The organism is Streptomyces sp. NPDC012637, from assembly GCF_042954805.1.
Lineage (GTDB): Bacteria > Actinomycetota > Actinomycetes > Streptomycetales > Streptomycetaceae > Streptomyces.
This window is the reverse complement of the sequence record NZ_JBIBDS010000001.1, coordinates 155,110-177,969: the sequence shown is the minus strand read 5'-3', so window position 1 is coordinate 177,969 and position 22,860 is coordinate 155,110. Positions and strand designations below refer to the sequence as shown.

Genomic DNA, 22,860 nt, shown 5'->3' with positions numbered 1-22,860 from the left:
AATACGCCAGTGGTACGAGGTGAACGGGCCGGCCGACGGCAGCGCCCCGACCCTCCGGGACCGACCTCGCGACCGTGAAGGACGGCAGGATCGAGAGCTACCGGCTGTTCTTCGACCAGATGGAGTTCCTGGACCAGCTCGGCCTGCTGCCCCAGGCCTGAGCCGGGGCCCGGCACTCCCCGGTGTCGGCGGCGTGGTCCACAATCGTCCCCATGAGCGAGACGAGCGCGGTCACCGGCACCGGCACCCCCGAAGACGACCCCTACCTGTGGCTGGAGGACGTCGAGGGCGAGCGGGCGCTGGCCTGGGTGCGCGAGCGGAACGCCGAGACCGCCGCCGAGCTCGCCGGGGACGAGGCGTTCGACGCGCTCGTCGCCGAGCTGCGCGAGGTCCTCGACGCACCCGACCGCATCCCGTACACCCGCCGCCGCGGCCCGTACCTCTACAACTTCTGGCAGGGCGCCGGGCACACCCGGGGCATCTGGCGGCGCACCACGTTCGAGGAGTACCGCACCGACGAGCCCGCCTGGGACGTGCTGCTCGACCTCGACGCGCTCGCCGCGGCCGAGGGCGAGGACTGGACCTGGGCGGGCGCCCAGGTGCTGCGGCCCGCGTTCCGGCGCGCCCTGGTCAGCCTCGCGCGCGGCGGCGGCGACGCCGTCGTGGTGCGCGAGTACGACCTGGAGGAGCGGGCGTTCGTCGCCGACGGCTTCACGCTGCCCGAGGCCAAGACCGACATCGCCTGGATCGACGAGGACCACGTCTTCGTCGGTACCGACGAGGGCCCCGGCTCCCTGACCGCCTCCGGCTACCCGCGCACCGTGCGGCGCTGGCGCCGCGGCACCCCGCTCGACCGGGCCCCGCTCGTCCACGAGGGTGCCGCGTCCGACCTCGCCGTCTCCGCTTGGCACGACCCCACCGAGGGCTTCGAGCGCTCCTTCGTCGTGCGCTACCGCGACTTCTGGCACCACGAGACCCACCTGCTCACCGACGGCGGCGAGCAGGTCCGCATCGACGTCCCGGACGACGCCGACAGCTCCGTGCACCGCGAGTGGCTGCTCGTCACGCCCAAGGCGCCCTGGCTCGGCCGGCCCGCCGGCTCCCTGCTCGCCTTCCGGTTCGACGACTTCCTCGCCGGACACCGCGAACCCGAGGTGCTCTTCACCCCCGACGAGCGGACCGCCCTCGCCGGCCACTCCTGGACCCGCAACCACCTCGTCGTCGAGACCCTCCAGGACGTCGCCAGCCGCATGCACGTCCTCACCCCGGCCACCGGCCCCGACGGCTGGCGGCGCAGGGAACTCGCCGACATCCCGCCGCTCGCCTCCGCCGCGCTCACCGACACCGACCCGGACAGCGGCGACGAGTACTTCCTCTCCGTCACCGGACACCTCGTACCGCCCGCCCTCCACCGAGGCGAGATCGACGGCCCCGGCGAGCGGATCAAGCAGGCCCCCGAGCGCTTCGACGCCACGGGGCTCGACGCCCGGCAGTACTTCGCCGTCTCCGCCGACGGCACCCGCGTCCCCTACACCGTCGTCGGTGCCCGCGACCAGGCGCCCGGCCCCGCCCTCCTCACCGGCTACGGCGGCTTCGAGGTCTCCCTCACCCCGTCGTACGACACCGTGCGCGGCCGGGCCTGGCTCGCCCGCGGCGGTACGTACGTGGTCGCCGGCATCCGCGGCGGCGGCGAGTACGGGCCCCGCTGGCACCGCGCCGCCCTCAAGGCGGACCGGCACCGCGCCTACGAGGACTTCGAGGCCGTCGCCCGCGACCTGGTCGCCCGGGGCATCACCACGCCCGGCCGGCTCGGCATCTCCGGCGCCAGCAACGGCGGCCTTCTCATGGGCGCCATGCTGGTCCGCAGCCCCGAGCTCTTCGGCGCGATCGTCGCGCACGTGCCGCTGCTCGACATGCTGCGCTTCCACACCCTGCTCGCCGGCGCCAGCTGGACGGCCGAGTACGGCGACCCCGACGACCCGGCCGACCGACCGCACCTCGCGGCGCTCTCGCCGTACCACCGGCTCGCCGCCGGCCGGCCCTACCCGCCCGTCCTGCTCACCACCTCGACCCGCGACGACCGGGTCCACCCGGGCCACGCCCGCAAGGCCGCCGCGCGGCTGCGCGAGCTCGGCCACCGCGTGCTGCTCCACGAGACCCTGGCCGGCGGCCACGCCGGGGCCACCGACCACGAGCAGACCGCCCACAACAGCGCCCTGGAGCACACCTTCCTCTGGCGGACCCTCGGAGGCCGCGCCGGCTGACTCAGACCAGGACGCCGCCGCGGGCCACGACCCGGCCCGCCCGCACCACCAGCTCACGGCGCGGCAGGTCCACCACGGCCTGCGGCACGCACTCGCCCTCGACCAGCATGAAGTCGGCGGGGGCACCAGGCCGCAGGTCCGCCCGGGGCAGCCCGAGCAGCTCCGCGCCGCCGTGGGCGGCCAGCGCGAAGCAGGCCTCCAGTTCCTCGTCGAGCCGGACGTCGAGCGCCCAGCCGGCGAGCCACGCCCGGTGCAGCATGTCGGCGTTGCCGAACGGGCTCCAGTTGTCCCGCACGCCGTCCGAGCCGAGTCCGACCCGCACGCCGCGCTCGGCGAGCCGCCGGAAGGGCAGGACCGTGGCGGAGGACAGCGCGACCGTGGTCAGCGAGACACCGGCGTCGGCGAGCAGGTCGGCCGTCTCGTCGAGCTCCCGTCCGGACAGCTGGGCCACCGCGAAGGCGTGGGCGACGCCGACCTTCCCCTGGAGACCCAGGGCCCTGGTGCGGGCGGCGATGTCCCGCAGCGGGGCGAGGCCGGTCTCGCCCCGGTCGTGCAGATGGATGTCGAGCCCCAGGCCGTGGCGCTCGGCCAGCCCGAACACCGTCCCGAGCTGGTCGCCGTCCGCGCTCCCCGCGTCGCCGCTCGCGTCGAAGCCGGCCGGATCGATCCCGCCCACGTGCGTGATCAGCCCGCTCTTCGCCGCCTCCGCCAGCAGCTCCGCCACACCGGGCGTGCGCAGCACGCCGTGCTGCGGGAAGGCGACGAGCTCCACGTCCACGATTCCCCGGAGCCGCTCCCGGGCCTCGGCGACCCCCTCCAGGCCGGCCAGGCCGAAGGCGGGTGCCACGTCGGCGTGCGCCCGCATCGCCCGGGTGCCCTGTGCCGCCGCGTGTGCCATCAGCCGGTAGGCCCGCTCGCCCACCGGCGTGGGCAGCGCGCGGGACAGCTCCACGTCGCCCGCCACGTACTCGGCGATGCCGCGGGCCGCCCGGCGGCTGTGCCAGGACTCGCCCCACGCGGTCTTGTCGGGGTGGATGTGGGCGTCGACCAGGGTCGGCAGCGCCATCAGCCCGGAGCCGTCGACCGTCTCCACGGCGGCACCCTCCGGCACGGCGTCCACCAGGACCCCGCCGACGGCGACGAGGTCGACGGCCGGGCCGCCGCAGGGACGGACGTCACGGAACACGGTGGCGGTGGCGGGCTGCGGGGACGACACGGGGCCTCCTGGGGAGGGGATCAGACGGACGCCGACTTTGTATACAAACTTGGTATACCACGCGGTCGTCCGTCGCCCGCCGCCGCTGGAGCCGGGTTCCCCGAAGCTCAGTCCTCCCGGCGGGCCAGCAGACAGGCCCGACGCGTCTCCGCCTCGTGCGGATACGGGGCGCGCTCCAGCTGGGCCTCGATCCGGAAGCCGGCCTCCTGCAGCGCCGCCGCCACGGCGGACGGATCCAGGAAGTGGAAGTCGACGTCCACCTCGTGCCCCCACCACTCGGTGAGGTTCTTCACCTCGTCGCCGACGTGGAAGGCCACCAGGAGCCGGCCGCCCGGGCGCAGCACCCGGCGGATCTCCGTGAGGGCCGGAGCGAGCTCGCCCGGCCCGAGATGGATGAGCGAGTACAGCGCGACGGCGGCGTCGAACTCGCCGTCGCCGGCCGGCAGCCGCAGCAGGTCGCCCTCGCGGAACTCCACCTCGGGGTGCCGCTCACGGCCGATCGCCACCATCGCGGGGGAGAGGTCGACACCGACCACCGCCGGACCGCGACCGGCCAGCCACGCGGCGACGTGCCCAGGCCCGCAGCCCAGGTCGGCCAGCAGCGCGCCGTCGCCCGCCTGCTCGGCCAGCGCACCCAGCAGGGCCCGGTCCAGCGGCTTGCCGTCCAGCTCGTCACCGATCCGGGCGAGGTACTCCTCGGCCACGGCGTCGTAGCTCCGCCGTACCCGAACGTGATCCGCGCCGCCGCCGGTCCCGCCCGCGCCGTCGTCGAACGTCATGCTCACGCCCCCCTGGTCGTCCGGTACGCACCGCTCCGGCCGGATGCGGCTACTGCATCGGCACACCGGCCGGGCCCAGCCCGGTCGGCGGCATCTGGATCACACGGCTGAGGTCGCGCAGCACCTCTTCGGCGGTCCGGCGTACGTCACCGGGAACGTCCCCCTGCTCACGTATGAGCTCGGCATAGATGGGGGCGGTGGTGTCCGCGTAGTTCATTGCGCTCGCTTCCTCGGCCTTCTGACGTCCTTCAGGACCGGGAGTCTACGGGGGCGGGCACCCGCCCCCGGCCCCGGGTTCGGATGCCGGACCCACCTGTGGACCACTAATTCGCTGGTCGGGCCCGCAACGGGACAGAAGAATGAGCCTCCTCGAAACACGGGAGGGAACCCATGAGCCAGGCCGGCCTGACTCTCGACGCGCTGCTGCCGCAGGACGAACTGGCGGCAGCGCTCGCGTCCGGGCACGTGACCCGCAAGCCGCACCCCGCGCTGCCGCTGTCCATCTACACGTACACACGGGTCTGCCAGTACGAAGGCGTGTGGAACGAGGTCACCACGCGCTGCCGCGGTCTCGTCGCCGACGACCGCACCGGACGGATCGTCGCCCTCCCGCTGCCCAAGTTCTTCAACGTCTCCGAGCACGAGAGCGGCCGCCCCTACGCGCCCGCGCTCCCCGACGAACCCTTCGAGGTCTACGAGAAGGTCGACGGCAGCCTCGGCGTGGTCTTCCACTACGACGGCCGGTGGCACGTCGCCTCCAAGGGCTCCTTCGTCAGCACCCAGGCCACCTGGGCGCAGCGCCGTCTCGACGCCGCCGACACCTCGGCGCTGGTCCCGGGGACGACGTACCTGACGGAGATCGTCTACCCCGAGAACCGGATCGTCGTCGACTACGGCGGCCGGCGTGACCTCGTGCTGCTCGCCGCCTTCGGCCCGGACGGCACCGAGACGCCGCTCGCCGAGGCCGCCGACGCCTGGCGGGGCATCGGCTCCGTCGTGACCCTCCACCCGCCGATCGCGCTCGACGCCCTCCTCAAGCTCACGGAGACCAACACGCTGCCCGACGGGAGTCCGGCCACCGGCACCGACGCGGAGGGCTTCGTGCTGCGCTTCGCGTCCGGAGTCCGCGCCAAGGCGAAGATCTCCGAGTACGTGCGGCTGCACAAGGTCCTCACCGGGGTCACCGAGCGCGACATCTGGCGCGGCCACGGAATCCAGCGCTTCGCCGGCACCTCGGCCAGGATCCTGGCCCAGGGCCTCGGTCTGTCCGTGGCCGAGCTCGGCGGCATCCGCACCCAGGGCGGCCGTCCCCTCGACGCCCTCCTGGAGCAGATGCCCGACGAGTTCGACGCCTGGGTGCGATCCGTCATCGCCCGCCTGGAGTACGATTTCGCCGCCCGCGAGCAGGCGATCGACGAGGCCTACGCCTCGCTCGCCCATCTCGCCGACGACAGGGGCGCCTTCGCCCGGGCCGCCAAGGCGCTGCCCGACCCGCGGCTGCGCTCCGCCCTCTTCCTGCGCCTCGACGGCCGCCGCACCGACCTGCTGGTCTGGCGCGAGCTGCGCCCCGAGGCCGCCGACCCCTTCACCACCGACGAGGAGAACTGACCGTGCCCGTGGTCCACGTCATGACCGGACTGCCCGCCTCCGGCAAGACCACCGCAGCCCGCGCCCTGCAGGAGCGGGCCGAGGGCCGGATGCGCCGCGTCAACCTCGACGACCTGCGCAGCATGCTCGACCTGCCGGGCGACGGCCGTCGCTCGCACGTCCACGAGCAGACCGTGCTCGGCATCCAGGACGCGGCGATCCGCGCCGCCGTCGACGACGGCTTCGACGTCGTCGTCGACAACACCCACCTCACCCCGCACATCCCGAAGCGCCTCAAGGCCGCCCTCGCCGGCCGCGACGCCGGCTTCGTCGTGCACGACTTCACCGACGTGCCCGTCGACGAGTGCGTCCGCCGCGACGCCGCCCGCGACCGGCCCGTCGGGGAGGAGATCATCCGCATCCTCGCCGACAAGCACGCCAAGGCCCTCCGCGGCGGCTGGCGGCTCACCGGCGACTGGCTCAACGACCGGCCCGCCGTCACCCCGTACGTCGCCGACCCCGCCCTGCCCTCCGCCGTCCTGTGCGACATCGACGGCACCCTCGCGCTGCGCGGCGACCGCGGGCCGTACGACTTCACGCGCTGCGACCTCGATCTGCCCAACCTGCCCGTGCGCGAGGCCCTGCGCGCCTTCCGGGCCTCCCACCAGGACCGGATCGTGCTGCTCTCCGGGCGCAGCGAGGACCACCGGGCGATGACCGAGGCCTGGCTCGCGCGGTACGAGGTGCCGTACGACGAGCTGTGGATGCGGGCGTCCGACGACGGCCGCTCCGACGACCTCGTCAAGGCCGAGCTGTTCGACGCCCATGTCCGCTCCCGCTACGCGGTCCGCGTGTCGCTCGACGACCGGGACCGGGTCGTCGCCGTCTGGCGCCGGATGGGCCTGCCCACGTGGCAGGTCAACTACGGCAACTTCTGAGCACCGCTTAGGATCGGCGGCCGGTGCCCGCAGCGGGCGGGCACGGCACGCACGGGGGGAGCACGGGAATGAAGCGGCGCTGGGTGAAGGTACTCACCATCACGCTCGTGATACTGGCGGGGCTCTTCGTCGCCGTGGACCGGATCGCCGTCCACTACGCGGAGAAGGAGGCCGTCGCCCTCGCCGAGGAGAAGTACGGCTACGGATCGGGGTCGACGAACGGTTTCACCGAACTCTCGATCCACGGCTTCCCCTTCCTCACCCAGGCCGCGGACCTGAGCCTCGACCACGTGACCCTGACCGCCGGGAACTTCTCCGTGAACACCTCGGCCAACGCCCAGGGCGACCACCTCAACGTGCGCAAGCTCAGCCTCGACCTGCACGACCTGACCGCGCCCTCCTTCACCGCCCGCAGCGCCGGCGCCAACCTCGTCACCGGACGCGTGACGATCGGTTACGAGGACCTGTCCGGGGTCGTCTCCCGGCTGCTCGGCAAGGGCGGTGCCCTCACCGTCGCACCGGCCGCAGGCGGCTCCGGCGGCGCGGCCGGCGGCCAGTCGGCGCCGCTGCGCATCACCGGCACCTGGGACGGCAGGCCGCTGGACACGGCCGCGACCGTGGCGGTCGCGGCCGACGAGTTCCAGCTGCGCGTCCCGGAGCTCGGCGGCAGCACCTACACCTGGCGGGTGCCGCTGCCCCGGAACATCGACTTCACCGCCGCCCGGTCCAACCCGGACGGGCTCGAGCTGGAACTGACCGGACACCAGGTCGTCCTCGGCGACTGACGGGACGTCGAGGGGCTCCGGTCCCAGCCCCTCGACGGCTGTCCGCGAGACCTTCGGGGCAGGTATCCGCCCTGCGACGGAGGACACGTGCGACCGGGGTCGGATACCGGGCCCGGCGGCGCCGTCCTAGGGTGGTCAGTGGCCCACCCGGCTCGCGACCGCACGACCGAGGAGATGTATTCGCGCATGATCCGCCGCACCGACGAGGTCGAAGACCTCATGCACCGCTTCCCGCACGTCCCGAAGGAGGCGGTGATCAAGGAGGACCTCCTGCGCGGCGGCATCGCCTTCGACGACTCGGCCCTCACCGACTCCGGCGACGAGGCGTCGGGCGAGGTCAAGCCCAAGTCGTACTTCATCTTCTCCTTCGACCACCGCACCCTGCCGGAGCTCGGGCAGGCCGCGCTGCGCCGCCCGCCCGAGGAGATCGTGCTGACCGGCGGGCCGTACGAGCTGCGCCGCACCGTCGTCTCCGTCCGGGTCAACCCGGCCTCGCCCTACCGGGTGGCAGCGGGCGACGACGGCATGCTCGGGCTCTACCTCGACGGCCGCCGCATCGCGGACGTCGGCCTGCCGCCGATGCCCGAGTACTACCGGCACACCCTCGCCAACGGGAAGTCCGTGATGGAGGTGGCGCCCACCATCCAGTGGGGCTACCTGATCTACCTCACGGTCTTCCGCGTCTGCCAGTACTTCGGCGCCAAGGAGGAGTGCCAGTACTGCGACATCAACCACAACTGGCGCCAGCACAAGGCCGCCGGCCGGCCCTACACCGGCGTGAAGGACGTCGAGGAGGTGCTCGAGGCGCTCGCGATCATCGACAAGTACGACACGACCGGCGCCTCGACCGCGTACACCCTCACCGGCGGCGCCGTCACCTCCCGGGTCGCCGGAAAGGACGAGGCCGACTTCTACGGCCAGTACGCCCAGGCCATCGAGGAGCGCTTCCCCGGCCGCTGGATCGGCAAGGTCGTCGCCCAGGCGCTGCCCAAGGCCGACGTCCAGCGGTTCAAGGACTACGGCATCCGGATCTACCACCCCAACTACGAGGTGTGGGACAAGCGCCTGTTCGAGCTGTACTGCCCGGGCAAGGAGCGTTACGTCGGCCGCGACGAGTGGCACCGCCGGATCCTCGACTCGGCCGAGGTGTTCGGCCCGCGCAACGTCATCCCCAACTTCGTGGCGGGCGTGGAGATGGCCGAGCCCTTCGGCTTCACGACGGTCGACGAGGCCATCGCCTCCACCACGGAGGGCCTGGAGTACTTCATGTCGCGCGGCATCACGCCCCGCTTCACCACCTGGTGCCCCGAGCCCACCACTCCGCTCGGCAAGGCCAACCCGGCGGGCGCGCCGCTGGAGTACCACATCCGGCTCCTCGACGCCTACCGGGCGACGATGGAGTCCCACGGCCTCAGCTCGCCTCCCGGCTACGGCCCGGCCGGCCCCGGCCGCGCGGTGTTCTCGGTCAGCTCGTTCATGGACAGCCTTCCGGGCGAGGACGGCACGGCCTAGCCCTCACGGCCGTCCCGGGCCCTCCTGAAGCCCTCCCGGCACCGCCCGCCGCCTACCCGGCGCGGCGGTGTCACCGGAACCGCCTACGATGCCGCCCATGAGTACGAGTGAGGGCGGCAGACCCCTGGTCGACGGGCGGTTCCGGCTGGTCGCCAGACTGGGCAGTGGCGGTATGGGAACGGTGTGGCGGGCGCGGGACGTCGCCCTCGACCGGGACGTCGCGCTCAAAGAGGTACGGCCGCCGGACCCGGCGGCCGCGGAGGCTGATCCCGGCTTCGCCGCGCAGCTGCGCGAGCGCGCCGTCCGCGAGGCCCGGGCCCTGGCCCGGCTCTCCCACCCGCACGTGGTGACGATCCACCACATCGTCGAGCCGGGCGACGGCTCGCACCCGTGGATCGTCATGGAACTCGTCGAGGGCCGCTCGCTGTACGACCGGCTGGCCGAGGGCCCGATGACGGCGGCAGAGGCGGCCACGCTCGGCCGCCAGGTGCTGTCCGCGCTGCGCGCCGCGCACGCCGCGGGCATCCAGCACCGCGACGTGAAGCCCGCCAACGTGCTGCTCCGCCCCGACGGCGGCGCCGTCCTGACGGACTTCGGCATCGCCGCGTTCAACGGCGCCACCTCGCGGCTCACGTCCACCGGTGACCTGATCGGTTCGCCCGAGTTCATCGCACCCGAGCGCGTGCGCGGCGAGGAGGGCAACCCGGCCTCCGACCTGTGGTCGCTGGGCATGCTCCTGTACGTGGCGACCGAGGGCCACCACCCACTGCGGCGCGCCACGAGCCTGGCGACCGTGGTCGCCGTGCTCGACGACCCGATCCCGGCGCCGGTGCGGTCCGGGCCGCTGAGGCCCGTGCTCGAACGGGTCCTGGTGCGCGACCCGGCGGCGCGTCCGGACGGCGCGCTCCTGGACCGGCTGCTCGCGGAGGCCGAGGCGGGACTGCCGGCAGCGGTGCAGTCTCCGCCCGGACAGCCCTCACCAGGCCTGGCCGCGCCCGGGCAGGCCGCGTCCGGACATGCCGCGCCTCCGGTCGCGGTCGGCTTCGGCGCGCCCTACGCCCACCCGGCCTACGGACCGCCGGGCACGCCCGCTCCGGCCTCGGCGGCGCCCTGGGCCGGGCCGACCGTCCCGTCCGGCGGCGTCAGGCCGCCGGCCCCCTCCCGTACCGGCCGTCGTGTCGGTCTGGTCGCCGGTGCGGTGGTGCTGACGGGCGCCGTGGTGCTGGGCGTGGTGAACCTGCTGCCGGACGGCGGCGCCAAGGGCGGCGCCGGGACCGGGAGCGGGACGGGTACCGGGGCGAAGGGCGGTGCGTCCTCCGTTCCGGCGAGCCGTACCCCGGCCGGTGTGGGCGACGGTGCCACCGCGGACCCGGGCACGGCGGCTCCCCGCGGCAGCCTGCTCACGCCGGCGAACGTCCGTGCCGTCGTCAAGGCGTTCGGCGATGCCGCCGGAAGCACCAGCATGAAGGAACTCACGGTCTACGAGGGCTACGCGCTCGCCTCCATTCCCACCCGGCCGGGGGCCAGGACGTACGACCGATGGGAGTTCCGCGACGGCGCGGCCCGGAGGACCGGCCCCGGCGGGACGATCGGCAGCGACCCGGACGACCAGCCCTTCGACGTCGCCGCCATGGCGTGGGACACGCTTCCGGCGCTGATGCGGCGCGGTGAGGGCGAGCTGAAGGTGGACGACCCGACGATGCGTTATGTCGTCGTCGACCGCTGGACCTTCAACGAGGACCGTCCCACGATGCGCTTCTACCTCATCAACGAGTACAGCGCGGTGGGCTATCTGGCGGCCGACCAGAAGGGCAAGGTCGTGTCCAGCTATCCGGCTTCCTGACGCTCCGGAGGGGACGGCCCAGTGACCGGCGACCCGGCGACGTGACCGGCGGGCTCAGTGGCCGGCGGGCTCGCGGACGGGGTGCTTGCTGAGGATCGAGACCCGGTTGAAGGCGTTGATGGTGATGGCCACCCAGATCACCGCGGACAGCTCGTCGTCACTCAGGACCTCACGGGCCCCGGCGTACGCGCGGTCCTGCGCGTCGGCCTCCTCCGGGTGGGTCGTCGCCTCGGCGAGGGCGAGGGCGGCGCGCTCGCGGGCGGTGAAGAGCTCGGTGTCGCGCCAGGCGGCGAGCACGCCGAGCCGCCGGGCGGTCTCACCGGCCCGCAGCGCGGCCCGGGTGTGGACGTCGAGGCAGGAGGCGCAGCCGTTGAGCTGGGAGACACGGAGGTTGACCAGCTCCACGAGGACACGGTCGAGGCCCGCCTCGGCGGCGGTCCTGCGGACGGTCTCGGCCGTGGCCACGAGGGCCCGGTAGGCCGCGGGGCTCTGCTTGTCGAGGTAGATCCGCCCGGTCTGCCGAGCCGCCCCCGTCACCGGCGCGGTGGCCGTCGCCGTCGCGGTGACCTGTGCCGAGTCGCTCACCCTGTGCTCCTTCGTCTGTTGTCGCGGTGTGTCGTCACAGCTATCATCCTTCATAATTGTTGAAAATGGAACTACATTGAGAGGGGTCGGGAGATGGGTGCCACGGAGGTAGAGGTCCTCACCGCACGCGACGTCCCGCTGGGCGGCCCGCGCGCCATGACCGTACGCCGCACACTGCCCCAGCGGACCCGGACCCTCATCGGGGCCTGGTGCTTCGCCGACCACTACGGCCCCGACCTGGTCGCCGACTCGGGCGGCATGGACGTCGCCCCGCATCCGCACACCGGACTGCAGACGGTGAGCTGGCTCTTCACCGGCGAGATCGAGCACCGCGACAGCCTGGGTACCCACGCCTACGTGCGGCCCGGGGAGATCAACCTCATGACCGGCGGGCACGGCATCAGCCACTCCGAGGTCTCCACGCCCGGCACCACCGTCCTGCACGGCGTCCAGCTCTGGCTCGCCCTCCCCGAGGCGCAGCGCCACGCGCCGCGCGACTTCCAGCACCACGCGCCGCAGCCGCGCCGGGTCGAGGGCGCCGAACTCAGGGTCTTCCTGGGCACGCTGGCCGGCGAGACCTCGCCGGTGCGCACCTTCACCCCGCTGCTCGGAGCCGAACTGCTGGTCGACGCCGGAGCCACCGTCACCCTCGACGTCGACCCGGCCTTCGAGCACGGCCTCCTCGTGGACGAGGGCGCCGTGCGCCTCGCCGGCACGGTCCTCAAGCCCGCCGAACTCGGCTACGTACCCACCGGCCGCACGACCCTCACCCTCACCAACGAGTCCGACCACCGCGCGCGGGCGGTCCTCCTGGGCGGCACTCCGTTCGAGGAGGAGATCATCATGTGGTGGAACTTCATCGCCCGCACGGACGAGGAGATCCGCAGGGCGAGGGAGGACTGGGCGACCGGCGACCGCTTCGGCGAGGTGGTCGGCTACGACGGCGCCCCGCTGCCCGCCCCCGAACTCCCCACGACCCCGCTCAAGCCGCGGCGCAACCCGCGCTGACCCGGGTCGGCCGCCGGGGGGATGGGAGTCGCGGACCGGGGTACGCGAGCGACATCCGACCCGACAAGGGAGGAACCATGGGTCTGGGAGTCTGCATCATCCTGATCGCCGTCGGCGCCATACTGACCTTCGCGACCGACTGGCAGCTCGACGGGGTCGATCTCGACCTGGTGGGGCTGATCTTCATGGCGGTCGGCATCATCGGCACCGCCGTGTACACGAGCATCCTGCGCCGTCGCCGGGTGGTGGTCCCTCCGGTCGCCCCGACGGTGACCGAGGACGAGCGCCGGGACCTGCACTGAGAAGGGCGGCGGGCGCGGACCACGACGTCAGCGGCGTGCTCCCGCCGCCTCGCGCGCGTCGTCGTCGAGCTGCTCGAGTGCCGCCCGTACCGGGGCCACGCCGTCCTCCTGCCGCAGTCGGCCGGCGAGTGCGGCAGCTCGCAGGCGGTACGCGGGGTCGCGCGTGGCGGCGGTCAGGGCGGCGGCGAGAGGGCTCGGCGTGGTGAGCCGTCCCAGCGGCACCGGGCCGGGCGACACGCCGAGGGCGGTGAGCCGCGACGCCCAGAACGCGCCGTCGAACCACACGGGCATCGGCACGGCGGGCACGCCGGCGCGCAGCCCGGCGGCGGTCGTCCCGGCGCCCGCGTGGTGGACCACGGCCGCCATGTGCGGGAACAGCAGCGAATGCGGCACCTCTCCGATGGTCAGCATGTCGTCGCCGTCGGCGCGCAACCCGCTCCAGCCCGACTGGATCACGCCGCGCAGTCCGGCCTCGCGCAGCGCCCGGACGAGCAGACCGCTCACGCGTTCGGGGTCGGGTACCGTCGGGCTGCCCAGGCCGACGAAGACCGGGGCGGGCCCGGCATCCAGGAAGTCGCGGACTTCCCCCGGGAGTTCCGCGCCGGGCGAGGTGTACGGCCACCAGTAGCCGCCGATCGTCAGCCCCGGGCGCCAGTCGGGCGGACGGGGCACCACCAGGGGACTGAACCCGTGATGGACCGGCCAGTTCCGCCGCTCCCGGTTCCGGCGCCGGTCCGCGGAGCGGCGGAGGTGGCCGCCGAGTTCCCGCTCGACGGCCCGTGCGGCCCTGCTGAACACCAGGTCCAGAGCGGCGTTGACCGCATGCCCGGCCAGCCGGTTGCCCGGGCCGCCGCAGGACCGCGTACCCACGACGGGCGGCGGGAAGGTCCCTGTCGGCGCGAGGGGCTGGAGGTACACGCCTCTGCTCGGCAGCCGCAGGCCCTCGGCGATGGCATGGCCGAGCGGCGCGACGGACCCCGACAGAAGCAGCACGTCGCTCGCCCGTGCAGCCTCCAGCATCCCCGGAGCCATTCCCTCGACCAGTCGCGCGGCCATCGCCAGCACCCTCGCCAGCTTCCCCGGTCCGCTCCGGGCGGTGAGCAGCCGTCGGCCGTGCTCCGTGCGCAACTCGGCCTGCGGGTCCACCGGCAGGCCGTGGAAGGAGAGGCCGGCTTCGCGCACCAGGCCGGCGAACGACTCGTGGGTGACGACGGTGACTTGGTGTCCCGCGCGCACCAGGCCGTGACCGAGGCCGGTGAACGGAGCGATGTCACCTCGGGATCCGGCGGTGATCAGTGCGACGCGCATCGTGACGAGTATGCCGGGAGGGTGGTGCCCGGAGGGAAGACCGTCGGGCCCCGGGCGCGTCGCGCCGGCCACTCGCGACGGCTCTCCGATGGGTGCCCGCCGGTGCGCGCGGACCTACCGGCGGCCGGGTGCGGCCTGCCGGGCGGGGGCGGGCAGGGGGATCTCGAAGTGGACCGTCCCGAAGCCGCCGTGCTCGCCCGTGGTGCGGGCGTCGAAGACCTCGGTCGCGAGGCTGCGCCAGAAGGCCTCGGCGCCGGGGATGTCGACGTTGGTGTGCAGGTAGACGCTGTCGTATCCGGGCACCTCGGCGGCGAACGCGCAGGCCGCGTTGACCATGGCGCGGGCCAGGCCGTGCCGTCGGTGTTCCGGGCGCACGTAGACCCGTAGCAGCTGCGCGGTCCGCCCGGTCGGGTACCGCTCGGCGAGCCGGCGCGGGTGGGGCGGGTGTGCCGGTCCCCGGGAGTTCACCGCGGTGGTGCCGACCACGGTGCCGTCGAGGACGGCCACCAGCAGGGCGTGCCGTGGGTGTTCGAGGTAGCTGCCCTCGATGTCCATCACGTCGTCGTGCCACTGCGGGACGTAGCCGTACCCGAACTCCTCGTAGAACGTGTCGAGCATGACGCTCCGTGCACCCGGCACGTCCTCCGGCCGGGCGTGCCGCACCAAGTACGGGCCGATTTCTTCCTGTTCGGGGCGATCCATGAGCCGCAGACTACCCGAAAAACTCGATGTTGGAAATGAAAACGATTTCCGATAACGTCTCCACGGCTCGCTGGGACGGCGAGCCGGCGACCTCGGTCGTCGACCCGGAGGAGAGGGAGTCGCGTGGGACATCTGCTGGTTGTCGAGAGCTGGGTGGGGTCGATGAGCAGGCTGCTGCCCCGGGCGATCCTCGAGGGCGGCCACGAATTCACCTTCGTGACCCGCGACCTCCACCACTACCTGCGCGCCGCACCCGCCGACGGACCGCATCCGCTCCTCGGCGCGCGCAACATCATCACGGCCGAGACCAACGATCCGGGCACGCTGCTTCCCCATCTCGAACGGGTGCACGGCGTGCTGGGCTTCGACGGCGTGCTGTCCTCGTGCGACTACTACCTGCCGACGGCGGCCCGCATCGCCGAGCGGCTCGGCCTGCCGGGCCCGGGCGCCGAGGCCGTCGAACGGGCCTGCCGGAAGGACCTGACCCGCCGGTCCCTGGCCGAGGCCGCGGTCCCCGGCCCCCGGTTCGCCGTGTGCGCGGACCCGGCGGAGGCGGCCGCGGCCGCCCTCGGCATCGGGTACCCGCTGGTCGTCAAGCCCGTGGACCTGTGCGCCGGCATGCTGGTCCGTCAGGTGCACGACGAGCGGGAACTCCTGGACGCCTGCCGGGCCCTGACGGACTTCCCGGTCAACGCCCGGGGCCAGGACCGCACGCCCGTCCTCCTCCTGGAGGAGCTCCTGACCGGCCCCGAGGTCAGCGTGGAGACCGTCTCCTTCCACGGGGCCACGCACGTCGTCGGTGTCACCGACAAGAGCATCGGAGGGGCGCCGGCCTTCATCGAGACCGGTCACATGTTCCCGGCCGCGCTCACCCCCGGCGACACCACCGCGGCCACGGACACCGCCGTCGCCGCCGTCAAGGCACTCGGACTGGACGACGTGGTCTGCCACTCCGAGATCAAACTGACCCCGGGCGGGCCCCGCGTGGTGGAGGTCAACCCCCGCCCCGCCGGAAACCGCATCACCGAGCTGGTCCGGCACGTCACCGGCGTCGACATCGCGGCCGCCGCCGTCGACGTGGCCCTCGGGCACACCCCCGACCTCGTGCCGCGACCGACCGGCGTGCACAGCGCCGCCATCGCCTTCCTGCTGCCCGACACGTCCGGCACGCTCACCGCGATCGAGGGCTCCGCCCGCGTACGCGACCTGCCCGAGGTACGGGAACTCACCCTCGCCGCACCCGGCCGTACCGTCCGGCCCGCCGCCAGCAACAACGAGTACCTGGGCCACGTCATGACGGTCGACACCGGCGGCGCCGGCGCCCGCGCCCTGGCCGAGGACCTGCTCTCGCGCCTCCGCCCGTGTTACGCCACCTCCCAGGAGCTGCCGGCGTGAGCATCCCTACAGCCACGGGCCACCCCGCGCGGAGCGAACCGGCCGTCCGCACCCTCGACGGACTCGTCGCCGCCGTACGTGCCGGGGCGTACGGCGACGACCCCGCCGGGCAGCGGGTGGCACTGGCCTTCACCACCTCCCAGGCCGTCCGCCACGCCGGCCGCGCCACGGGCTACCGCAACGAGGTGCTCAGCCTGCGGCTGCACGCGGCCGTCGGATCCTGTGCCGTCGAGCCGGGCACGCTCGGCCCCGCCGCGCTCGACGACTGCGTCGGCGCCACCGTCGCCGAACTCCTCGGCCACCCGCTGCTGCCCGTACGGGTCGCCGCGCTCGACGCCTACCTCATGCACGTCCGCCCCCACACACCCGAGCACGGCGCCAGGCCCCGCGCGCTGCCGCCCGGAAGCTCCCTGGAACGCTCGCGGGCACGCGCCAGGGCCGTCGTGGACCTCCTTCCCGGCGCCGCCGAGCGGGTCCTCGTCGTCGGCGTCGTGAACTCGCTGCTGGAACGCCTGAGGGCGCGCGGCACCGCGTACGTGCCCTGCGACCTCAAGGGCGGCAGCACCGAGTGGGGCGAGCCCGTCCGCACCGACGCCCTCGCGGAGCTGGCGGACTGCGACGCGGTGCTGGCCTCCGGCATGACCCTCGGAAACGGCACCTTCCAGACCCTGCTCGACCACGCCGACGCGACCGGCAAGCCGCTCGTCATGTTCGCGCAGACCGGCAGCGCGGTCCTCCCGCGCTTCCTGGACGCCGGGGTCACCGCCGTGTCTGCCGAGCCCTACCCGTTCTTCTGGCTGGACGGCGGCCCCGGCGTCATCCACTGCTACGGAGGCCCCCGGTGACCACCGCACCCGTGCTGTACCGGTCGCCCGGGGCGGCCAACCGCGATCTGCTGCCGCTGATCGGCCGTACGCCGCTCGCCCGCATCCGCACCGAACTCCCCCTCCCGCACCCGGGGTTCTGGGCGAAGCTCGAATGCCTCGGGGCGGGAGGCATGAAGTCCCGGGCCGCCGTCTCCATGCTGCTCGGCGCCCGTCGGCGCGGTGAACTCCGCCCCGGGGCGCCCGTCGTGGAGTCCACCTCCGGCACCCTCGGCATCGGCCTCGCCTTCGCCGGACAGGCCCTCGGCCACCCCGTCGTCCTGGTCGGCGACGTCGAGCTGGAACCGAGCATGCGGCAGCTGCTGCGCTCCCACGGGGCGCAGCTGGAACTCGTCGACCGGCCCGCCGCCGAGGGCGGCTGGCAGGCCGCCCGGATCGCCCGCCTGCGCGAGGTGCTCGCGCGGATCCCCGGCGCCTACTGGCCCGACCAGTACAACAACCCCGACAACGTGGCCGGCTACGCCTCCATGGCGGACGAACTCTGCGAGCAGCTCGACCACCTGGACATCCTGGTGTGCAGCGTCGGAACCGGCGGTCACAGCGCCGGTCTCGCCGGACACCTGCGCCGCCGCTGGCCGCTGCTCAAGGTCATCGGGGTGGACTCCGTCGGCTCGGCCATCTTCGGCCAGCCGGCCCGGCCCCGGCTCATGCGCGGGCTCGGCAGCAGCATCCACCCGCGCAACGTCGCCCACCACGTCTTCGACGAAGTGCACTGGGTGGGCCCGGCCGAGGCCGTCGACGCCTGCCGCAGGCTCGCCCGCTCCAGCTTCGTCAGCGGCGGCTGGAGCACCGGTGCCGTCGCCCTGGTCTCCGCATGGGCGGCCAGGGTCGAGACCGGCGCGGTGGTCGCCACCGTCTTCCCCGACGGACCGCACCGCTACCTCGGCACCGTCTACGACGACGACTTCTGCCACACCCACGGCCTGGACATGGCCGAACTGTCCGTCCGCCCCCTGGAGATCCCGCACCCGCACGCCGCCGAAGCCGTCGGCTGGACCCGCTGCCGCACCGTGCTCGATCCGCCGGCCCGCACCCGCGGAGGCACCGCGTGAAACTGACCTGGCACACGACCGGACTCGAACTGGCCGAACCCCTGCGCATCTCGCGCTCGGTGATGGCCCGCCGTGACGCCGTCTGGCTCTCCGTCGAACACGGCGGCCTGCGCGGCTGGGGCGAGGCCGTCAGCAGCGACCACCTCGGCCTGCCCACCGCCCGGATCACCCACCACCTCTCGGCCGTCCGCCCGGCCCTGGAACGCCTTCCCGACCCCGAGACGGCCTGGGACGACCCGGCCGCCGCAGGACTGCCCGAGCTGCCCGCCGGTGTGCTCGCCGCGGTCGAGGCGGCACTGCTCGACCTCACCGGAAAGCGGGCCGGCCGGCCCGCCCACCAGATGCTCGGCACACCCGAGGCTCCCACGGCGGCAACCGCCCGTACGATCGGCATCACCGCCCCCGTACCGGCAGCCGTCCAGGCCGCCCGCCTCGCCATGGGCGGGTTCACCACCATCAAGATCAAGGCCGGATCACCCGATCCCGCCGAGGACCTGGCCCGCGTGGAAGCGGTCCGCACCGGCGCCCCCGGGGCGAGCCTGCTGCTCGACCCGAACGGGGCCTGGACCGAGGCCCAGGCCCACGCCCTCCTGCCCCGCTTCGCCGCCCTCGGCGTCACCGCGGTGGAGCAGCCCATCGCGCCCGGACGCCCCGACGCCCTCGCCAGGGTCGCGAAGGACTCCCCGGTCCCGGTCATCGCCGACGAGGACGCCGTCACCTACGACGACGCCGTCGCCCTCGCGGGGCGGGTCCACGGAGTCAACGTCAAACTCGCCAAGTGCGGGGGAGTACGGGCCGCCCTGCGCATCCACGAGGCCCTCATCGGAAGCGGCACCGACCTCATGCTCGGCTGCCTCACGGCCAGCTCCCTCGGCATCGCCCCCGCCGTGCACCTCGTCGACCGCGCCCGCTGGGTCGACCTCGACGGCCACCTGCTGCTCGCCGACGACCCCTGGGCGGGCATCGGCGGCACGGACGGCACCGTGCGCCCCTCCGGCCGGGCGGGACTCGGCGTACGACGCGCCGGGGCGGCGGGCGCACGGTGAACACCCTCGCCGCCGTCCGCGGCTTCCCGCTCGCCGTCCGCCTGCTCCTCGTCAACCAGCTCGGCGTCAACACCGGCTTCTACCTGCTCGTCCCGTACCTCGCCACGCACCTGTCCGACGACCTCGGCCTGTCCGCGGCCGTCGTCGGCCTGGTGCTCGGCCTGCGCAACCTCAGCCAGCAGGGACTCTTCCTGATCGGCGGCTCGGCCGCCGACCGGCTCGGCGCGCGCGGCGTCATCATCGCCGGCTGCGCCCTGCGGACCCTGGGCTTCGCCCTGTTCGCGCTCGGCGACACCCTGCCCCTGCTCCTCGCCGCGTCCATACTCAGCGGGCTCGCGGGGGCCCTCTTCAACCCCGCCGTCCGCACCTACGTCGCCCAGGAGGCCGGCGAGCGCAAGGCCGAGGCGTTCGCCCTGTTCCAGGTGTTCGCCACCACCGGAGCCCTGCTCGGGCCGCTGCTCGGCACCGCGCTGCTGCTCGTCGACTTCCGGGCCGCCGCCGTCACCGCCGCCGCGGTGTTCGCCGTCCTCACCCTCGCCCAGGCCCTCGTCCTGCCCGCCCGGACGGTCCCCGCCCCCGACACCGGGGTGCTCGGCGACTGGCGGGAAGCGGTGCGCAACTGCCGGTTCCTCGCCTTCTCCTTCGCGATGATCGGCATGTACGGCCTGGAGAGCCAGCTGTACCTGCTGCTGCCGCACGCGGCGGCCCACGCCTCCGGCTGGGACGGCTCGGCCGGGCTGCTGTTCCTCGCCGGGACGGTCACCAGCCTGCTGTTCCAGCTGCGCCTCACCCGGGCCCTGAAATCCCGCGGCGACAGCGCCCGCTGGATCACCACCGGACTGTGCGTCATGGGCCTGGGCTTCCTTCCGCCCGCCCTCGTCGCCGGTGCGGACGCCCCACACCCGCTGCGCCTGCTGCCGGTCCTCGCGGGGGCCCTGCTCCTGCACCTCGGCGTGATGATCGCCTCGCCGTTCGTGATGGAACTGATCCCCGCGTTCGGCAGGGAGAACCTGACCGGCACCTACTACGGCCTGTACTACATGGTCTCCGGCGTCGCGGCCGCCGCCGGAAGCGCGGCCGTCGGGCGGGCCATGGACACCGCCGGAAGCGCCGGCCCGATCTGGCAGCCGTACGCGTTCTGCCTGGCCCTCGGCCTGGGCTCCGCGGCCGCCCTCGCCCGGCTGCGGCGCCGCGGCGCACTGCCCGACGGCGACACCGCAGCAGGACCCCGACCCGCCGCCACCGTCCCACGACCCCGAAGCGAGACCACGTGAGCAGCGCGAACCTCCTCACCGACCACCCCGAACTCTACGAGCGCCGCTTCCCCGACCCGGACCACCGCGCGGCCCGCTGGACCGAAGACGTGCTCGTCCGCCACGGCGCGGGACCCCGGGTCCTCGACGTCGGCTGCGGCACCGGCCGCGACGCGGCCTGGCTGCACCGGGTGGCCGGCCGCCGGGTCACCGCCATCGACACCTCCGCGACCATGCTCGCGTACGCCCGCGACCGCCACCCCGGCCCCGCCCACCACCTCGCCGACATGCGGGACTTCGACCTCGGAACCGTCTTCGACGCCGTCGTCTGCCTGGACAGCGCCCTCCTGTACTGCCACACCAACGACGACCTGACCGCGTTCCTCGGACGCTGCCGCGCCCATCTCACCCCCGGCGGCCTGCTCGTCGCCGAGATGCGCAACGGTGCCTACTTCCTCGGCGGCAACGAACTGCTCGACGGCCCGCGCACCGCCTCCTTCGCCTGGCAGGGCACCACCTACACCTCCCGCACCACGCTGTGGGTCGACCACGGCGCCCAACTCCTGCGCCGCCGCCGCACCTGGACCACCGACGACGGCTCGTGCGCCGAGGAGCAGCACTCCGCCTGGCGGCTGCTGTTCCCGCAGGAGCTCCGTCACTTCCTCACCACCGCCGGGTTCGAGGTCCTCGCGCTCCACGACGGCCCCGGCCCCCGCACCGAACCGCCCTGGAACGAGGGCGACACCCCGCGCACGACAGCGCGTTCCGACCGGCTTCATCTCGTCGCACGGCTCATGCCCCACCTCAGCAACGGAGACAGCACATCGTGACCAACCCCCGCTCCGGCCTCGTCCGCAGAAGCTTCCTCGTCGCGACCGGTGCCACCGCCGGCGCCCTCGCCCTCACCGCCGGATGCTCCACCGGCACCGGCGCGGACACGGGCGCCAAGAACGCCGCGGCCGGTCCGCCCCGCCGCGGCGGCAGACTGCGTGCCGCGTTCGCGGGCGGCGGGGCGGGCGAGACCCTCGACCCGCACGCCGCCAACCTCTTCGTCGACGCCGCCCGCGCCAAGGCCCTGTTCGACAAGCTCGCCGACTACGGCGCGGACCTCGCGCCCGTGCCACGCCTCGCCGAACGCTGGGAGCCCAACGCCTCCCTCGACACCTGGAAGGTCACCCTGCGCAAGGCCGCCTTCCACGACGGGCGGCCCGTCACCGCCGACGACGTCCTGTACAGCTACCGCAGGATCGCCGACCCCAGGGGAACCTTCCGAGCCAAGGCCTCCCTGGAACCCGTCGACCTCGCCGCCAGCCGCGCCCTCGACGCCACCACCGTCGAGTTCCGGCTGAAGCGCCCGTACGCCGAGTTCCCCAACGTGCTCGCCGCGTTCGGCGCGTACATCGTCCCCGAGGACAGCACCGCCTTCGACCGGCCCGTCGGCTCGGGGCCGTTCCGCTTCGTCTCCTTCACGCCCGGCAGTTCCCTGCTGCTGGAGCGGAACGACGCCTACTGGGAGGGCGCGCCCCACCTCGACGAGCTCGAGTTCGTCATCGCCACCGAGGAGTCGGCCCGGGTCAGCGCCCTGCTCGGTGGTCAGGTCCACTACGCCCACGAACTCGCCCCCGCCAGCGCGCGCACCCACGAGGGCAAGGGGAGGATCGACGTCGTCCGCCTGCCCGGCAGCGGCATGCAGGGCTTCGTCATGAAGACCGACCGGCCGCCGTTCGACGACAAGCGGGTCCGCCAGGCCTTCTTCCTCATCGCCGACCGCAAGGAACTCGTCGACGGGGCGCTCTCCGGCGCCGGCGAGATCGGCAACGACCTGTTCGGCAAGGGCTACCAGTACTACGCGGCCGAACTGCCCCAGCGCGCCCAGGACCTCGACCGGGCCCGCGCCCTCCTCAAGGAGGCGGGCGCCGAAGGCCTCGAAGTCACGCTCGACACCGCCCCCGCCGGCACCGGCTTCCTCGAGGCGGCCGGCATCTTCAAGGAGCAGGCCGCCAAGGCGGGCGTCACCGTCGAGATCAGGGTCGGCAACAAGGACACCTACTGGAAGGACATCCTGAACAACGGCACCTTCGCCTCCTACCGGTCCGGCGCGATGCCCATCGAGTCGCACATCTCGCAGCGCCTGCTCACCGGATCCACCACCAACGCCACCAAGTGGCAGCACAAGGACTTCGACGACCTCTACCAGCAGGCCCAGGCCACGCGCGACGACAAGGAGCGCGCCGCCCTCTACACGCGCATGCAGCGCCGCCTGTACGACGAAGGCGGCTTCCTGATCTGGGGCTTCGCCGACTGGATCGTCGCCACCGCGCCCGCCGTGCGCGGCGTCTCCGACAAGGCCCCCGCCAACACCCTCGACTGGGCCCGCTTCGACAAGATCTGGCTCGCGTGA

Annotated in this window: 21 protein-coding genes and 1 pseudogene; 16 read left to right on the top strand and 6 right to left on the bottom strand. The window is 73.6% G+C overall.

Translation table 11 applies throughout. The features are described 5' to 3' along the window. Nucleotides 1–47: 47 nt before the first annotated feature. Nucleotides 48–161 (top strand): annotated as a pseudogene (locus ACFY8W_RS00875) (DUF4440 domain-containing protein); the annotation flags it as partial. A gap of 51 nt (nt 162–212) precedes the next feature. Then, nucleotides 213–2,264: a prolyl oligopeptidase family serine peptidase gene (locus ACFY8W_RS00870; protein WP_391098485.1), complete on the top strand. Its 2,052-nt coding sequence runs from the start codon at nt 213–215 to the stop codon at nt 2,262–2,264. Between the two features lies 1 nt (nt 2,265). Here the strand turns inward: ACFY8W_RS00870 and ACFY8W_RS00865 are convergent, their stop codons facing one another. From ACFY8W_RS00865 to ACFY8W_RS00855, 3 genes are all read right to left on the bottom strand, one after another. Then, the gene (locus ACFY8W_RS00865) at nt 2,266–3,480 is read right to left on the bottom strand and encodes an amidohydrolase (protein WP_391098483.1); all 1,215 of its coding nucleotides are present in this window, start codon (nt 3,478–3,480) and stop codon (nt 2,266–2,268) included. Nucleotides 3,481–3,587: 107 nt separating this feature from the next. After that, nucleotides 3,588–4,259, bottom strand: coding sequence for a methyltransferase domain-containing protein (locus ACFY8W_RS00860; RefSeq protein WP_391098481.1), 672 nt, complete (start codon nt 4,257–4,259; stop codon nt 3,588–3,590). 49 nt (nt 4,260–4,308) lie between these two features. Continuing rightward, nucleotides 4,309–4,476, bottom strand: coding sequence for a hypothetical protein (locus ACFY8W_RS00855; RefSeq protein WP_391098478.1), 168 nt, complete (start codon nt 4,474–4,476; stop codon nt 4,309–4,311). Between the two features lie 173 nt (nt 4,477–4,649). Between ACFY8W_RS00855 and ACFY8W_RS00850 the strand changes: the two genes are divergently transcribed. The 5 genes from ACFY8W_RS00850 (at nt 4,650) to ACFY8W_RS00830 (ending at nt 10,924) form a co-directional block, all read left to right on the top strand. Then, complete coding sequence (locus tag ACFY8W_RS00850; protein ID WP_391098475.1) at nt 4,650–5,867, top strand: RNA ligase; 1,218 nt, start codon at nt 4,650–4,652, stop codon at nt 5,865–5,867. A gap of 2 nt (nt 5,868–5,869) precedes the next feature. Further along, the gene (locus ACFY8W_RS00845; RefSeq protein WP_391098472.1) at nt 5,870–6,784 is read left to right on the top strand and encodes an AAA family ATPase; all 915 of its coding nucleotides are present in this window, start codon (nt 5,870–5,872) and stop codon (nt 6,782–6,784) included. Between the two features lie 68 nt (nt 6,785–6,852). Next, the gene (locus tag ACFY8W_RS00840; protein WP_391098470.1) at nt 6,853–7,569 is read left to right on the top strand and encodes an LmeA family phospholipid-binding protein; all 717 of its coding nucleotides are present in this window, start codon (nt 6,853–6,855) and stop codon (nt 7,567–7,569) included. 186 nt (nt 7,570–7,755) lie between these two features. After that, a complete protein-coding gene (locus ACFY8W_RS00835; protein ID WP_391098467.1) occupies nt 7,756–9,081 on the top strand; it encodes a radical SAM protein in 1,326 nt (441 codons plus the stop codon). A gap of 97 nt (nt 9,082–9,178) precedes the next feature. After that, nucleotides 9,179–10,924, top strand: a complete 1,746-nt coding sequence (locus ACFY8W_RS00830) for a protein kinase (protein ID WP_391098464.1) — start codon at nt 9,179–9,181, stop codon at nt 10,922–10,924. Between the two features lie 54 nt (nt 10,925–10,978). Here ACFY8W_RS00830 and ACFY8W_RS00825 read toward each other — a convergent pair whose 3' ends face one another. After that, on the bottom strand, nt 10,979–11,509 hold the full coding sequence (locus tag ACFY8W_RS00825) for a carboxymuconolactone decarboxylase family protein (RefSeq protein WP_391098462.1): 531 nt from the start codon (nt 11,507–11,509) through the stop codon (nt 10,979–10,981). A gap of 93 nt (nt 11,510–11,602) precedes the next feature. Here ACFY8W_RS00825 and ACFY8W_RS00820 point away from each other — a divergent pair, with 93 nt between their 5' ends. Together ACFY8W_RS00820 and ACFY8W_RS00815 are read left to right on the top strand one after the other, a co-directional pair. Continuing rightward, entirely contained in the window at nt 11,603–12,517 is a 915-nt protein-coding gene (locus ACFY8W_RS00820) for a pirin family protein (RefSeq protein ID WP_391098459.1), read from the top strand. A gap of 77 nt (nt 12,518–12,594) precedes the next feature. Further along, nucleotides 12,595–12,819, top strand: a complete 225-nt coding sequence (locus ACFY8W_RS00815; protein ID WP_391098457.1) for a DUF6458 family protein — start codon at nt 12,595–12,597, stop codon at nt 12,817–12,819. Between the two features lie 27 nt (nt 12,820–12,846). Here ACFY8W_RS00815 and ACFY8W_RS00810 read toward each other — a convergent pair whose 3' ends face one another. Both ACFY8W_RS00810 and ACFY8W_RS00805 read right to left on the bottom strand, forming a co-directional pair. Continuing rightward, the gene (locus tag ACFY8W_RS00810; RefSeq protein WP_391098454.1) at nt 12,847–14,127 is read right to left on the bottom strand and encodes a nucleotide disphospho-sugar-binding domain-containing protein; all 1,281 of its coding nucleotides are present in this window, start codon (nt 14,125–14,127) and stop codon (nt 12,847–12,849) included. Nucleotides 14,128–14,241: 114 nt separating this feature from the next. Further along, nucleotides 14,242–14,829, bottom strand: a complete 588-nt coding sequence (locus ACFY8W_RS00805) for a GNAT family N-acetyltransferase (protein WP_391098452.1) — start codon at nt 14,827–14,829, stop codon at nt 14,242–14,244. A gap of 123 nt (nt 14,830–14,952) precedes the next feature. On the opposite strand from ACFY8W_RS00805, the gene ACFY8W_RS00800 reads away from it, so the two are divergent. From ACFY8W_RS00800 to ACFY8W_RS00770, 7 genes are read left to right on the top strand one after another with little or no spacing between them, the layout of a single operon-like run. Further along, on the top strand, nt 14,953–16,224 hold the full coding sequence (locus ACFY8W_RS00800) for an ATP-grasp domain-containing protein (protein ID WP_391098450.1): 1,272 nt from the start codon (nt 14,953–14,955) through the stop codon (nt 16,222–16,224). Nucleotides 16,225–16,226: 2 nt separating this feature from the next. Beyond that, nucleotides 16,227–17,069 (top strand): Rossmann-like domain-containing protein, encoded by an 843-nt coding sequence (locus ACFY8W_RS00795; protein ID WP_391101633.1) that lies wholly within the window; start codon nt 16,227–16,229, stop codon nt 17,067–17,069. Beyond that, entirely contained in the window at nt 17,066–18,160 is a 1,095-nt protein-coding gene (locus ACFY8W_RS00790) for a pyridoxal-phosphate dependent enzyme (RefSeq protein ID WP_391098447.1), read from the top strand. The genes ACFY8W_RS00795 and ACFY8W_RS00790 overlap by 4 nt, the downstream gene beginning before the upstream one ends. After that, nucleotides 18,157–19,206: an enolase C-terminal domain-like protein gene (locus tag ACFY8W_RS00785; protein WP_391098444.1), complete on the top strand. Its 1,050-nt coding sequence runs from the start codon at nt 18,157–18,159 to the stop codon at nt 19,204–19,206. Before ACFY8W_RS00790 ends, ACFY8W_RS00785 begins: the two co-directional genes overlap by 4 nt. Continuing rightward, nucleotides 19,203–20,480: an MFS transporter gene (locus ACFY8W_RS00780; RefSeq protein ID WP_391098442.1), complete on the top strand. Its 1,278-nt coding sequence runs from the start codon at nt 19,203–19,205 to the stop codon at nt 20,478–20,480. Before ACFY8W_RS00785 ends, ACFY8W_RS00780 begins: the two co-directional genes overlap by 4 nt. Further along, nucleotides 20,477–21,289 carry a methyltransferase domain-containing protein gene (locus ACFY8W_RS00775; protein ID WP_391098440.1) on the top strand — a complete coding sequence of 271 codons (813 nt, stop codon included), beginning with the start codon at nt 20,477–20,479 and terminating at the stop codon, nt 21,287–21,289. The genes ACFY8W_RS00780 and ACFY8W_RS00775 overlap by 4 nt, the downstream gene beginning before the upstream one ends. Next, nucleotides 21,286–22,860, top strand: coding sequence for an ABC transporter substrate-binding protein (locus tag ACFY8W_RS00770; RefSeq protein ID WP_391098438.1), 1,575 nt, complete (start codon nt 21,286–21,288; stop codon nt 22,858–22,860). Before ACFY8W_RS00775 ends, ACFY8W_RS00770 begins: the two co-directional genes overlap by 4 nt.

Excerpts from the sequence above, each read along its gene's own strand:
- ACFY8W_RS00870 (WP_391098485.1), top strand. The coding sequence starts at position 213 with ATGAGCGAGACGAGCGCGGTCACCGGCACCGGCACCCCCGAAGACGAC.
- ACFY8W_RS00855 (WP_391098478.1), bottom strand. The coding sequence starts at position 4,476 with ATGAACTACGCGGACACCACCGCCCCCATCTATGCCGAGCTCATACGT.
- ACFY8W_RS00820 (WP_391098459.1), top strand. The coding sequence starts at position 11,603 with ATGGGTGCCACGGAGGTAGAGGTCCTCACCGCACGCGACGTCCCGCTG.
- ACFY8W_RS00805 (WP_391098452.1), bottom strand. The coding sequence starts at position 14,829 with ATGGATCGCCCCGAACAGGAAGAAATCGGCCCGTACTTGGTGCGGCAC.
- ACFY8W_RS00850 (WP_391098475.1), top strand. The coding sequence starts at position 4,650 with ATGAGCCAGGCCGGCCTGACTCTCGACGCGCTGCTGCCGCAGGACGAA.
- ACFY8W_RS00810 (WP_391098454.1), bottom strand. The coding sequence starts at position 14,127 with ATGCGCGTCGCACTGATCACCGCCGGATCCCGAGGTGACATCGCTCCG.
- ACFY8W_RS00860 (WP_391098481.1), bottom strand. The coding sequence starts at position 4,259 with ATGACGTTCGACGACGGCGCGGGCGGGACCGGCGGCGGCGCGGATCAC.
- ACFY8W_RS00830 (WP_391098464.1), top strand. The coding sequence starts at position 9,179 with ATGAGTACGAGTGAGGGCGGCAGACCCCTGGTCGACGGGCGGTTCCGG.
- ACFY8W_RS00840 (WP_391098470.1), top strand. The coding sequence starts at position 6,853 with ATGAAGCGGCGCTGGGTGAAGGTACTCACCATCACGCTCGTGATACTG.
- ACFY8W_RS00835 (WP_391098467.1), top strand. The coding sequence starts at position 7,756 with ATGATCCGCCGCACCGACGAGGTCGAAGACCTCATGCACCGCTTCCCG.
- ACFY8W_RS00815 (WP_391098457.1), top strand. The coding sequence starts at position 12,595 with ATGGGTCTGGGAGTCTGCATCATCCTGATCGCCGTCGGCGCCATACTG.